This window comes from Effusibacillus sp. SKA8 (genome assembly GCF_058273125.1).
On sequence record NZ_JBZCSF010000003.1, the window covers coordinates 1 to 14,167 of the forward strand.

9 protein-coding genes and 1 CRISPR repeat array are annotated in these 14,167 nt (G+C 46.6%); all 9 genes read right to left on the minus strand.

Going from position 1 to position 14,167, the window contains the following annotated elements; all coding sequences use genetic code 11:
- Nucleotides 1-490: 490 nt before the first annotated feature.
- Nucleotides 491-619, minus strand: a complete 129-nt coding sequence (locus AC4ED1_RS03840) for an IS3 family transposase (protein ID WP_490936095.1) — start codon at nucleotides 617-619, stop codon at nucleotides 491-493.
- Entirely contained in the window at nucleotides 561-1,217 is a 657-nt protein-coding gene (locus AC4ED1_RS03845; RefSeq protein WP_490936096.1) for a transposase, read from the minus strand. Before AC4ED1_RS03845 ends, AC4ED1_RS03840 begins: the two co-directional genes overlap by 59 nt.
- Nucleotides 1,218-1,498: 281 nt before the next feature.
- Nucleotides 1,499-5,651: a CRISPR direct-repeat array (repeat unit 36 nt; unit sequence GTGCTCAACGCTTTTCAGCATCACAGCAGTTATCAG).
- A 263-nt stretch (nucleotides 5,652-5,914) separates the two neighbouring features.
- On the minus strand, nucleotides 5,915-6,262 hold the full coding sequence (cas2, locus tag AC4ED1_RS03850; RefSeq protein ID WP_490936097.1) for a CRISPR-associated endonuclease Cas2: 348 nt from the start codon (nucleotides 6,260-6,262) through the stop codon (nucleotides 5,915-5,917).
- Nucleotides 6,217-7,860 carry a type I-MYXAN CRISPR-associated endonuclease Cas1 gene (gene cas1 / locus AC4ED1_RS03855; RefSeq protein ID WP_490936098.1) on the minus strand — a complete coding sequence of 548 codons (1,644 nt, stop codon included), beginning with the start codon at nucleotides 7,858-7,860 and terminating at the stop codon, nucleotides 6,217-6,219. The genes cas2 and cas1 overlap by 46 nt, the downstream gene beginning before the upstream one ends.
- Before the next feature lie 39 nt (nucleotides 7,861-7,899).
- A complete protein-coding gene (gene cas5 / locus AC4ED1_RS03860) occupies nucleotides 7,900-8,550 on the minus strand; it encodes a CRISPR-associated protein Cas5 (protein ID WP_490936099.1) in 651 nt (216 codons plus the stop codon).
- 13 nt (nucleotides 8,551-8,563) lie between these two features.
- Nucleotides 8,564-9,469, minus strand: coding sequence for a type I-B CRISPR-associated protein Cas7/Cst2/DevR (cas7i, locus tag AC4ED1_RS03865; protein ID WP_490936100.1), 906 nt, complete (start codon nucleotides 9,467-9,469; stop codon nucleotides 8,564-8,566).
- Between the two features lie 24 nt (nucleotides 9,470-9,493).
- Nucleotides 9,494-11,077, minus strand: coding sequence for a type I-MYXAN CRISPR-associated Cas8a1/Cmx1 (cas8a1, locus tag AC4ED1_RS03870; protein WP_490936101.1), 1,584 nt, complete (start codon nucleotides 11,075-11,077; stop codon nucleotides 9,494-9,496).
- Nucleotides 11,067-13,331: a CRISPR-associated helicase Cas3' gene (gene cas3 / locus AC4ED1_RS03875; protein WP_490936102.1), complete on the minus strand. Its 2,265-nt coding sequence runs from the start codon at nucleotides 13,329-13,331 to the stop codon at nucleotides 11,067-11,069. Before cas3 ends, cas8a1 begins: the two co-directional genes overlap by 11 nt.
- Nucleotides 13,328-13,951 carry a type I-MYXAN CRISPR-associated protein Cas6/Cmx6 gene (gene cas6, locus AC4ED1_RS03880; protein WP_490936103.1) on the minus strand — a complete coding sequence of 208 codons (624 nt, stop codon included), beginning with the start codon at nucleotides 13,949-13,951 and terminating at the stop codon, nucleotides 13,328-13,330. Before cas6 ends, cas3 begins: the two co-directional genes overlap by 4 nt.
- Nucleotides 13,952-14,167: the final 216 nt, after the last annotated feature.

Consider the following 14,167-nt stretch of genomic DNA (forward strand, 5'->3'; position numbering starts at 1 on the left):
GGTACAACGCTCACGTCAATGGCGGTGAGAAATTCATCGCCAAATAGCGTGAGCGGCTACAATTTTCATAAATCTGTTCATATAACGGAATTCCTCTTTTTACTGTGAGCATGGATTCCTCCTTATAGACTACTAGACTGCTGAATTCAGTCGACTGTCTTCTTGTCTGAATTATACATTCAATCGAAGATTTTCGCAACATTTTTAATCAAGTTGTGTGAGTCAAGTCAATGTGGGCATCGACCTGTTGCAACGTGAAATGTTCTTGGGGCTTCTCCTTCTTGAAAGCGCTTCCGTTATCTGTCCTTCACCCGTTCAAACGGTGTTGGGCTGTTTTAGCCGCGTAACGCCTTCAACGCCTCCCCTGTCGGGCTGCTTTGATAAGGACCCTGTAACCGGTTTGACACCCTAAATCCGGACTACACACCACTTATTCCGTTGTTTCGTAGAATCGCTTTGTCTTTCACCTGTGTTACTTAAACCGGAATATTCAGGCTCTCACCACCTTTGGCTCGACAACTCCTTGTTCCACTGCTTCCCTGTATTCATACGGCGCCATATCATAAAGACTGCCGTGAATCCGTCGCTCGTTGTAATACCGAATAAACTCTGTCACCACCTCGTACTTCTGCCGATAAATTGTCAAACTCGTTCCATTGGTAACACCCGCGTTCTAATATGCCATGAAAGGCTTCAATATGCGCATTTTGGTTCGGGGTTTTCGGCGGAATCCGCTCATGGGTGAGCTGAAACCGCTCACAAGCTTCTTCAAATAGATGGCTGATAAACTGTGGACCGTTGTCCGTCCGGATCACCGGCCTCTCTTTGACAGCAAACAGTTGGCGTTTCATCAACCCCTCCTGGACAATTTGCACGGCATGTCGTGCTTCGCAGGTGAGCCCGATATGGTACGCTACCACGGATCGATCAAACACATCCAGAATATCCATCAGGAAAAAGAACCGTTGCTCTCCCACAATCCAGCCGTATTTTACATCCATTTCCCACAGTTGGTTCGGACCGGTGACAGTACGGTTGCAGGCCACTTTCCGGGGATGGCGAAACACGCGCGGCCGCTGGGGACGAAGCACGTTCATTTCCTTGCAAAGCCGGTACACCTTCTTTTTGTTGATAACCAAGTGATGTCGTTTTCGCAAGGCAATGGTGAGCTTGCGATACCCATAAGCAAATCCTTCACCAAAAGCTCCATGATCCACTCCCGGATTTGTTCATCGCTTACCGGTTGGCCGTCTTTCGTGTAAGAGATCCCCGGCAGTGGTCGCCCCCCTTTACGCACCGCATGCTGCTTGGTCCGAACCTTCCGCTTGATGTGTGCATAATACGTGGAATGTGGGACGCCCACCACCCGCAATACGAAACGGATCGGGTGGCCTTGTGCGATGTATTTGTGCGCGATCTCTATTTTATCTTCAAGTGTGGGTTGGTTTTTTTTAGGTTACCAGGCTGGCAGAACTTCAAAAAGGAACATTTGTTGAGCGTGCTCAACGCTTCTCAGCATCACAGCAGTTACCAGCATCCGGCCGGGCGTACTACTCGAAATTACTGGATTAGTGCTCAACGCTTCTCAGCATCACAGCAGTTACCAGTATCACGAACAACCAAACGAAAGAGCAATACCAGCAGAAGTGCTCAACGCTTCTCAGCATCACAGCAGTTACCAGTCAAGGAACAGGACTAAATCCGGCAAGAAACATTTTAGTGCTCAACGCTTCTCAGCATCACAGCAGTTACCAGAATTGAATTCTGGATTTTGGTCTAAATATCTTTTTATGTGCTCAACGCTTCTCAGCATCACAGCAGTTACCAGAATTGAATTCTGGATTTTGGTCTAAATATCTTTTTATGTGCTCAACGCTTCTCAGCATCACAGCAGTTACCAGAACGGGGACGGCATCACGGTCACGCCTGAACTGACCGTGTGCTCAACGCTTCTCAGCATCACAGCAGTTACCAGACTATATCACCCCCTATCCTGCCGCGAAGGTTATCCGGGTGCTCAACGCTTCTCAGCATCACAGCAGTTACCAGGGAGGAACTGTTGGAAGCATGCCGCGGGAAGGGGGTGGTGCTCAACGCTTCTCAGCATCACAGCAGTTACCAGGTTGGGAATCCGCAAATGCGGTTGTATGCGCTGGGAGGTGCTCAACGCTTTTCAGCATCACAGCAGTTATCAGACGACCGTTTTTAAATTTACGAAAGCTACCATCAAGTGCTCAACGCTTTTCAGCATCACAGCAGTTATCAGTTTGCTAACCACTTGATGTATTGTTCGATCTGTTTGTGCTCAACGCTTTTCAGCATCACAGCAGTTATCAGAGGGAATCAGGAATCAGAGAATCAGCACGGCTTATTCGTGCTCAACGCTTTTCAGCATCACAGCAGTTATCAGTAGACTTTCCTTCCAGCCACAGGTCCGCCAGGGAGTGCTCAACGCTTTTCAGCATCACAGCAGTTATCAGTTTCAGTTTCGGCAACATACGTATTACTATTTTCGTGTGCTCAACGCTTTTCAGCATCACAGCAGTTATCAGAGTTGATGACGGAAAAGTTTCAACAGATTATGAAAGTGCTCAACGCTTTTCAGCATCACAGCAGTTATCAGATTTACGATTTGTTGATTTTTTTCTTTTTGAATGTGTGCTCAACGCTTTTCAGCATCACAGCAGTTATCAGCCTCTCCATTTGTCAATGTTAAAACACAATTTTCCTGTGCTCAACGCTTTTCAGCATCACAGCAGTTATCAGATATATAACCGTTTTCATTACGACTAACAATCTTACACGTGCTCAACGCTTTTCAGCATCACAGCAGTTATCAGCATCACCTGGAACTAATATTTCATATTTATCATAATGTGCTCAACGCTTTTCAGCATCACAGCAGTTATCAGACAATGATAAGGTGGCAAAAATAATTCAAGTAATTGAGGTGCTCAACGCTTTTCAGCATCACAGCAGTTATCAGGTCCGCATACTGATCAGCTCAGAAAGTCATCGTCTTCCTGTGCTCAACGCTTTTCAGCATCACAGCAGTTATCAGTTGACGCGGCGGAAAGTGCTATGAACGCAGTTATCTCGTGCTCAACGCTTTTCAGCATCACAGCAGTTATCAGGATGAAGATTTTGGAAATGTAAATTTTGTCAAAGAATGTGCTCAACGCTTTTCAGCATCACAGCAGTTATCAGTCGCCATGCAAATTGAGTACGTTGTCGAGAAGTTGTGCTCAACGCTTTTCAGCATCACAGCAGTTATCAGATCAAGTCATGACCGTTAGCTTTTCTTTGAATCTGGTGCTCAACGCTTTTCAGCATCACAGCAGTTATCAGGCTGTACCATCTTTTATTCTTCTGTTACTTATGCTGTGCTCAACGCTTTTCAGCATCACAGCAGTTATCAGGGGCACTAGTAGACTGGGTGCAGGCGACTTTTAGCGTGCTCAACGCTTTTCAGCATCACAGCAGTTATCAGTATACACGGATAGTCACACTCCCGTTATTGCAATTTTTGTGCTCAACGCTTTTCAGCATCACAGCAGTTATCAGGTGGTTATGCTTCCAATACCCGCGCCGGTTGCTAGTGCTCAACGCTTTTCAGCATCACAGCAGTTATCAGGTCCGCCAACCGCCCGATTTCCTTGTCGGGAACAATTGGTGCTCAACGCTTTTCAGCATCACAGCAGTTATCAGTCTTACCACCGGCGAGGAACCGTTGTCCACTGATTGTGCTCAACGCTTTTCAGCATCACAGCAGTTATCAGACACTTTTGTCCGTAAAAATGTAAAATCGCTAGGCGAGTGCTCAACGCTTTTCAGCATCACAGCAGTTATCAGAATCTTTTTATTTGCGCCAAGAGAGAGAGATAATAGTGCTCAACGCTTTTCAGCATCACAGCAGTTATCAGGGACAAGTTGTCAAGATCCCGCCCGCTCATTCAATGTGCTCAACGCTTTTCAGCATCACAGCAGTTATCAGTAGAGTAACCTTGTTACCATTCTCAACAAAGACATCTAGTGCTCAACGCTTTTCAGCATCACAGCAGTTATCAGAGGCGAACAATACGGCCTTATCTTCGATGGCAACATGTGCTCAACGCTTTTCAGCATCACAGCAGTTATCAGAACCCCACGCTCTGTTTCGCTCAACTCGTCAACTTGTGCTCAACGCTTTTCAGCATCACAGCAGTTATCAGGTGACTGTGACAGCAGGTACAGCGAACAACGTATTTGGTGCTCAACGCTTTTCAGCATCACAGCAGTTATCAGTGTTTAGAGGATCCTTTTCGATCACTTCCAGGCATTCCAGAATGTGCTCAACGCTTTTCAGCATCACAGCAGTTATCAGGCATCGACACCTACGGCGGGAAGCTCGTGGAAAAGTGCTCAACGCTTTTCAGCATCACAGCAGTTATCAGTAAATTACAGCAAGCATTATATGGCGTTTATTACTGTGCTCAACGCTTTTCAGCATCACAGCAGTTATCAGTTCGAGTGGGATTTGGCTGAGTTCTGTTATGACACGTGCTCAACGCTTTTCAGCATCACAGCAGTTATCAGAATCCACTTTCTTAATGTAAACATCCATATCCGTATGTGCTCAACGCTTTTCAGCATCACAGCAGTTATCAGCCACGGAAAATGCTCGTCCACCCACATCTTCTTTTCGTGCTCAACGCTTTTCAGCATCACAGCAGTTATCAGGCACAATCCTTGCGCGTTGGTCAGGACGATGAAATGTGCTCAACGCTTTTCAGCATCACAGCAGTTATCAGGAAGGCAAAAGGTCGCAAGAAATAGGAGGTAGTTGTGCTCAACGCTTTTCAGCATCACAGCAGTTATCAGATGGAATCGAGATTGAGACAGTCGTTGCAAGCATGTGCTCAACGCTTTTCAGCATCACAGCAGTTATCAGCCGGCACACCTTTGCCGAATTTAAGATCGATAATCTCGTGCTCAACGCTTTTCAGCATCACAGCAGTTATCAGGTATTGTCCCAAGACCGTGTACTCGTCGCCTACGAGATGTGCTCAACGCTTTTCAGCATCACAGCAGTTATCAGGTTGAAGAACGAAAGAAAAATGGAGCGATCTTTGGTGCTCAACGCTTTTCAGCATCACAGCAGTTATCAGCCGTTTTGATGCTGCAAGCGCAGACTCGTATTTTCTGTGCTCAACGCTTTTCAGCATCACAGCAGTTATCAGGTGTGTTTGCGAACACGCCGGGGACGTATTTGCTCAGGGTGCTCAACGCTTTTCAGCATCACAGCAGTTATCAGCCTGATCATCGACAAAATCCGGCCAGAGTATATGAGTGCTCAACGCTTTTCAGCATCACAGCAGTTATCAGTAATCTGTTCGACATGGTGCGCATCCACAAATTCGTGCTCAACGCTTTTCAGCATCACAGCAGTTATCAGCTGCATTCGAGCCTTGGGCAGAGAAAGCCGAACAGGTGCTCAACGCTTTTCAGCATCACAGCAGTTATCAGTCCTCTGGTGAGCGCGATATTCTGAAAATTCCCTTCGTGCTCAACGCTTTTCAGCATCACAGCAGTTATCAGATCTTACCGGATCTAAGAGCCATACTGCCTATCTGATAGTGCTCAACGCTTTTCAGCATCACAGCAGTTATCAGGGCCCGCGGTTTGAACCGTTGTCGGACGCGAACATTCGAGGCATGCTTTCAAGCATCTCACCCATTTGCGGACGAGTACACCTTGTCCTCTAAAGGATTGATGGCAAACGTGTCTTGCAACCCCCGCATCCGACAAGCGATCAATCCGACTCAAGCACCACACCCCCATTTTACATCACGTAGAACCTTGTATCTCACGACTAATTTGGCCTTCCACAATAGGAATTGAATTTCAATGGCCCTGATCCTTGAATTCGAAGTCACTAAAATAAGTCAAACCGCTGACGTTGATAAGAATCCCATTCCAGTTCAGGGCCTTTAATGACAAATTTATTCGAGTCGGGCGCATCAACCGGTGCGATAAGAAGACTGTCTTCCCGTGAAAGGCATTTTTCCAGTTCAAATCTCAACTTCGACATTTTCAAATCGCTTAGCTCACAATGGAAAACTGAATACTGCACGCGTTTTCCGTACTCCTTCAACAATTTGTAAGCCTTTCGCCACCTTCTTTCGTCTCGAACATCGTAGCATATTAAGTAATGGTGTCTCTGTTTTGCCAATGTAATCACCTGATACGGCTCATGGCAAACAACCCGGAGGCCCCTGTCCATTCTTTTTCCAACAAACGAGCCTCTAACTCAATCGTTCGATCATAGGTCAAGGAATAATTTACCACAGGGTGTTTCCATGAGTCTTGTTTGCGTTTTTCATAAGCTGCAATCGCTTTTTTCTTACCTTGCTCGCTCAACCAAACCTGCTTCCCGGCAGAAACAAAATCTTCTGCCCGATCCCATTGCTTACGATGGATTGTCCCGATTAACACCGTGTCGCAAATCATCACTCGAAACAGCTCCATCAAATCCAGCGCCAGCGGATAAGCAGCCGATCGGGGTTGGTGATAGAATCCGATTGTGGGATCCAGTCCTACTGTTATAATTGCCTGAACGCAATCCCGGTACAACAAACTGTACAAAAAAGAAAGGATCGCATTCGCCGGATCGCGAGGCGGCCGTTTGTTTCTTCCATCAAACGGAATGTAACTCTCATTTTCGCGAGTCAATAGCGATATACACTCAAAGTACGACTTTGCCGCCATTCCTTCATATCCGAGTAGCTGATCCCGATCCGGATTCCGGCCGTGGATGTGCCGTAAAGCGATACGCATCGACTGAATATGCGGTTCGTAAGGAGTCCGATCCCGCTCCCGTGTCAAACGCAAAACGTACCGCAACTGCGCTTCCACTTTGGCCCGAACCAAAATTTTCGCCAACCTCCCAGCCACCTCTTCATCGGAGAGCGCACGATACTGGCGTAACCTACGCTGCGTCCCACCGGCAGCCTGTGTCAAACTGCCGATATATTTTCCACCTGCTGTCATCCAATGAATGTGAATGCCTTTCAGTGCCGCCAAGTGAATCGCCTGTGTGGTGATTTGGCTATTTCCGTGGATTGTAATAGAACCCAAAGATTCACTTGGAAATTCCTTCACATTTCCCTCTTTATCTTGCAGCACAAACGTACCGGCGGACTTACGGATGGTGGAACCCGGTTGGATCACATGTACATCCAATAGATCCCGGTCAGGTGGAAAATATCTGGGCAATTCTTGTTTGTCTGTTGTCAGCAACCTTTCTTCTTCCGGTAAACAGACCGGTGCAAGTGAACATTTCCCACAAAGATTCTCATTTTTGGCAACAGGAGGTCGTTCCAATGAAACTCGCAATTCTCGTGCTCTTCGTATCGCAATCAGCACTTTTTGCCTAATTTCTGCATTAAGAGGGATTCTGGCCGTGCGGTGATCGGCAGCATAATACACACGCGCCTCCGATATTTCACGGCCAAAATGTTCCTCCACCAACATTGCGTAGGCTGCTATTTGCAGTTCATCTGAAGGCCACGCCAGTGTTCGTCCCTCCTGATTGGTACGAGATCGGCCTTTTTTATACTCGAACGGTATCCATTCTCCCCGCTCAGTACGAACACAGTCTACTTTTCCCTGGATTCCTAACTTGTCGCTTTGTAAATTGAAACTGGTAATTTCCACGTATTCGGGCATCTGTTCATGAAAGCGTCGGCCATCGTATACCGCCTTGTCAGCTACCCGAATTTCCTCCACTTCTTCAAGGTAAAATAACCGCTCGCAATAAGCCAATGCGTGAAGCCCCATTACGCGGATGAGCGGTTCCTCAGATGCAGCATTGACCGTCATTCAACCTTCCTCCCGTCTGCTAGAATTCGGTAGAATCCATTATTGACGGTCAATACGAAAATCATTCAACTGATCTAACGAAAAAACCGGATCGATGTGTACCAGCTGAGCTTTTTCCCATACCGTTCCAGCCGAACCTACATGATCCACCCAGACAGGACAGGCCCAATCCCCATCAGGGGAGGGCAAGAGCGCCCATCCTCCTATGACAAATTCATTCACCTGTTCTCGATTAAACAATTGAACCTGATCCACCAAGTGATGGCTTTCTCCACAAGATAATCCACCAAAACGATCAATATTTTCAGGCTGAAAGAAAAATTGACAGAGCCGCTCAATTATAGAATTCTCCGAGTCACCGTCGGTAACACGGACCAAAAAATTCACCCCCGTCAAAACGGTCTGGTAATCTGGCTTACTATTAGTTGGAGCATTCAGATCCTTGTCTTTCACCCGCCGAATTTTGCGTAAGATGATCGATGACACGGGCAACTCTTTCAAAATAATTGCCAATCGGATTCCTCTATACTTCGAACGATCTGTTTCACCAATCATAGACAACAACATTCCATACACGGTTGCAGGTGGGACAAAAGGATAACTTTCAACAAATTCCCGCGCTTGCGGAATAGCGAAAGAAGCAATCGGCACTGTCACATGAAGCCATAATGTTTCCTTTGCATCGGACATACGCTGTCCACCCCTAAACCAAGTGCTCGCGGACAAAGGCGATAGTCTCCTTAATCCCGGCATATACATGCGCCCCTTTTTCTTTTAGCAAACGGGCTTCATCTGAACCAGAAATGGCGCCTCCGATGACCAGTTCATCGGCCGAGATATCACCAGCTTCGACTCTTCTTACCAATTCAATCAGCCGTAACGGTTTTCCCACTTCTTGTTCAAATACATAGAGAATTCTGGGAGCCGGGTCATGGGAGACACGCATCACCATCGTCAGCGGTGAAAAGTCATACAAAAATCGGCTCTGGTTGCCTCCCACTTCGGTCAAAGATCCGAACGCCTCCAAGACAGCCTTGGCCCTTTCGGGACGATAGAGCTGGGAAGGAGTGAAGGAAAAACTGTACTGATAAGAAGTAGCATGCATCTCGGTAGCATACAGGGAAGTTCTTCCCTTTTGCCCTCCTCTTGCATTAAATGAGGTCTCACCAAAGAACGGGTACAATGATACCGCTCGAGTGACTTCCAATGCCCCCCGACGGGCAGTAGTGGTTCCCTTCGCACGCTTGTTTGACGATTTTGTTTCCCCATCTTCCTCTTTTTCCGCTTGAGCAGCTTTGGCGTCCATAAATCCCATCACATCGTCATCGATATAAGCTTCAGCCGAGAATGCCTGGTTTTCAATAACAAAATCCTGTTTGTCCTCATCCCACCTTCGGTTGATTCGCAAAAGTTCGTCTCCTGATTCATCGTACATTTTTTGCCACAAATACCTGAGTGCAAAGCGGATTGCTTCAGCAGATACACTCGTATGAACTTCCCCGTTCCACAGGATCTTTTGCAATGTTGTCAGATTCCCTTCATTTTCCCCTCTATTGTTGGCAGCCACACCAAATTGCGTTACAACCGTTCCGTGAACATGAATTGTCATTTGATTCTCCTCCTTCAGAGATTATCATTGTGAGACGTCCAATTCATCATCGCCGTCGTTCGGAAGATATTTTGCACCATCTTCCTTACCGGTATATGTCACAATAGCCAACAAACACAAATCCCTTGCTTCTTTCCAATCGCTTTCAATCGCGGCTTGGAACAACATACTTGCTCTTTCCTGCGGCGTGAGGTGCTTAAGTCGGGCTCGATTCACCGCGAGAAAACGTAACAATTCTTCGCGAAAACTCTCCTTTGTCCGGCACTTGCTGAAAGCCAGGACCATCCGGTCGTATTCCCTTTCCAACAAACTTTCTACATTGGCCCCGCTGTTTTTTGCATCAGCCGCCACCTTGCCGTACCGATTGCGCACTGCTACCTGGATCAAGTCTACAAATTGACGCTTCACTTCTTGGCTCCATTCCATCTCTCGTAGCAACTTCCCCAACTCCTTTCTCCATCGAAGAATTCGTCTTCCCATACCATTGCCTGCATATTGTGCAAAGCCCGAATACCACGGCCGCTCATGTATCAGATTTTCGGCTATGCGATTCCGCATCGGCATGACTTCAACGTATGTCACATTTCCATCGGCATCACGCTGTTCGTATGGCTGTAAATGTTCATCAATGAACAAATACGTTGTAATCATTTCCGGTTTCAGCGTAGCAGTCGATATCACACCCGTTCTGGTTTTTTGTTGCTTGCTCCATCCCACCGTTCCAAATCGCATAACCTGGAAATTCAACTGCCCTTGATTTGATTCACGAAAATCGATATCGAGCCGAAAAGCGGTTGCGTCTAATAGAAACATGGTGGCTGATAGCAAGGCGGCATCCGATTCTCCGGCAACATACAGATGTTGATGTAGTTGGGCTTGGGACGACTTGTAAAGTCGCAGCAATCGTTCGGTATGCCGTTCGAGTGAGACAGGGCGTGGAATGGCCAGAACAAACTGGGTTCTAGGATCAAAATCACCATTTGTTAACCGCGCCCTACCGGAAAAGTAAAGACAACCAAGCGGCGCACACAGCAACAAAAGGTATCGTTCCGGCGGATCCTGCAAAGCGGTTTGTTTGGAAAACGCATTATGGCGCACCATCCCCCCCGGAAATGCCCATCCTTTGATTTCGATCTGCTTGTTTTTTTCGATCGCTTCACTAATCTCGCTTGCTGATGCAAGGGATCGATGCTTAAAATCGAATAGGGGTAGAAAGGTGACCGGTATATGTTGCTCTCCGATCGAGTAAACTGCGGTATGACTTTGTTTAGCCGCTGTTCGGGAATTAGGATGTTGAATAAACGTTCCCAACAACATTTGTTGAAAATGGGCTTTGTACATAACCGAACACTGATAAAGCAAGGGAAAATCAATCAACCCCTGATCATCGATGCGGTAAACGGTTTTCAATAGTGACGCGATCGAGTCCGTATCAGCCCCCAACTTTGGAAGACGAAGCGTATTCCCTTCTACTCGATACTCCCATTCCGGCAGAAGCTCCCCATAGGGTTCCAATTGTCGCAAACTTGCAAGCAGTCCGGTTAAACCAGCACGATGAAGCGGACTCATTCCAGGACCGTTTAGATCAAAGATCCATTCATGCTTCATATTTCCACCTCCCTCCCATCTCAAGGGAATATTCAATCGAATCATTCGGTATTATGAAGGCGTGACGGTAGCGTTTTAGACCTTTGGGCAACCCTTTTTCAGGCAAAGGAATTACATATCTCGCCAACCGTTTCCACCTTATAGGTATTTCAGCCAATACATACTTCTCACGTATACAGTCAACTGTGTAACCGGGTGTTCTCAAAGATTTCTCTACTCTACAGGATACAAAATTCTTCCAGCCAAACGCTATTTTCTTGGTTGCTTCTTGCTTTTCCGCGGTCATCAAAACCAAAGCCAAGTCATTTTGTGAAACCCTATGGCCCTGCAAGTTTAACAGCATCCGTTCACATTCATCCAAATCCCGTGGATCATATGGATCGGGCTTCGCCGGTCGCCAAAAGAATGCTTCTTTGGCCGTATCTTCTGTAGCAGCGTAACGGTTCAAGCGACCCAATCTCTGAATTACAGATGGAAAATCTGCTATTTCTGACAAAAGCAAATCAGCAGAAATATCAAAACTCATTTCACAAATTTGTGTGGTGACCACACAACATGGTCCTTCCTGTCGGAAAGCTTCCACCACCTCCTGTTGACGATGCACCCGGTCTTGGTATTCAAAACGGGAGTGGTACAAATACCAACGAACATTGATATCCCGTCCCTTGGCTTCTTCTTTCACCAGCTCTTCATAATACCGCCGAGCCACTTCGACTTGATTGGCAACCAACAGTACTTTTCCGCCACGGTTCAAAACATCCCACAAACGCCAGTCCGGAAATCGATCAGCCACATGAATCAGATATCTCCTTCGTTTCTCATACGATTCGGGACCGTTTATCCAGTTTACAGATATTCCTCGTGTAGAGAGCACCTGCTTAATCTGTTCTTTTCTGTGAGGTTGCAATGAAGCCGACATTAACAAAGTGGGAATCCGCACCGTGCGTAAAAATTCCAACAGGTGACCAAACAAGATTTCATCATAAGCGTGTACCTCATCAAACACCACAACGCTGTTGAGTAATTTGGGGAACAAAATAGCACTCGCCCGGACGTTTTGGAGTACACCAAGAATAGTATCTACAGTGCACATCACTATTGGTCGTTGGATTCGTTCTACCGCACTCATCCAATCCGTTTCCTCGTCTTCTCCATTGGCCAGCAGTTCCATATCAACAGCGCTACGGGAATGGAGGAGCTTGCTGATTTCCGGTACAGCCAATCCATAATCTATGTAGCCTTGTGTCGCAGTTGCTGTAGTGGGATATGCAAGAAAAAAATTTACCGCTCGTCTGTTAGCCGCCCAGAGATTAGACGCCAACGTTTTTCCCGATCCGCATCCTGCTTCGACCACGGTAATCAAGCTTTCGCTACGAGCCACGCGCTGTTGAAAATCACTGATTTCCGGGTTGACAACGCGCCCCTGCAGCCGGTATTCCCGTAATTTATCAAAATATCCGGATATGGATTGTCCCCGAAGCGCTGTCTCAATGGCAGGAAAATGCTCATTCTGCCATTCTTCCCTTGTAGCGGCGTTCACCGAACCTAAACTGTCCGCGGCAAGAAGCAATATTCGCAAAAGCATTGCAAATTTGCCCTTTGGTGTGTCCGCATTTTGTTCCAATCCGCTTGCTTCGAGGGCAGACTGATAGTCCCTCTCCACATTTGTTATTATCCATCTGGGTTCAGCAAGTAGTGCGGGAATTTCCTCAGCAAGAATCTCGACACCGGATATCGCTTCCAGGAGCTTGCATACTTTCAAAAAATCTTCATGTTTGACAAATGGAGCAACTTTCACTCTAGAATGAGTGTCCTTGGGCGGGAATTTCAAATGATGCCCCAATATGGCTGTTCTCAGTGAAACAAACCGCCAATCATGCAGGGAAGATGGTGAATCCGGTAAGCCTAACACAGTTAGAATCGCCTGTCGAATTCCCCTGTGTTGACGCAAAATCCAATCCGATATGATTTCATGCCGGATTGGCTGTTGTTTCTCGGCACTTTCACCATACATTAGCTGTTGGAAAAACGGATTGGCTTTTCCCAAGTCATGTAAGATCGCAGCGAGCGATAACGCCTTGCGAAACAGATTTGTCATCTCTCCATCTTCCAACATGCCCAGCAGATGATGATCCGACAGTACTTCTCCGATTAATCGGGATACATCCATGACCTGTTCAATATGCCCTTGCAGAGTGGCAGCATAACCGGCTTGACCACCAATTGGAACTTTCTTTGCCAATAAGGATCTCATGGAACTTCATCTCCCTTGACAGGAACAAAAAAGCCAGCTCCATAGCGCCGTCGTCCCCCAAGGCCAAAAACTTGGATGCGAATCGAATCTTCATCTTCCAAACCTGAAAGACGAACCCCCCATCCAACAATTTTTTTATTGTGGATTCGGATAACTCTTCGCCGCAACAGGGTGATCGCGATCTTTTCGGTCCTAATCTCAAGCTCCCTCAGTTGCTCCAAAATCTTCTCTTCCATTTTCTCTTCGCTTGTGGCATTCTTAATAACAACCAGTCTAGTTTGCAATGAGAGGCTGGGAAGAATCGGCCACAGCTGTGGTACTCCGAATCGTACTGAATCTTCCTTAAGTTGCAATTTCCGGCCGGCCAAACCGATTACTTCACCGATATAACTAGTGGGAACCTGAAAAAAGATTCGGGAAAATCGATTTAATCGCATCCTGTTACCAAAGGCCTCACCGCCAATAATGGGAGAGAAAGCGAACCCATCCAACTCGTGCAAACTCGGTTTCTCACGAGAAATAGCGGCGTACATTGCTTCGTGATGATCAACGGAAATCTCTTGTCCGTAAACGGGAAAATTGACACGAAGCAATTGATCCAATGCGAATTCTGTCTTCATCAAATCACCTCCTTTGATGTATTTTTGTCTTTGTGTGTTACCAATCATATCAGTCAAAACCATTATATACACATGGCTCAACCAATGTCAACACTTGGTAATGCAATGATTGCTATTTAGCGTTGAGCACTATTTTTGTCTTGTGTGCTACAAAAAACTTTAGTAGTGGCAGTGATGCCTTCGGGCGATTCTACTCGGTAATTCGCTAACTATTAG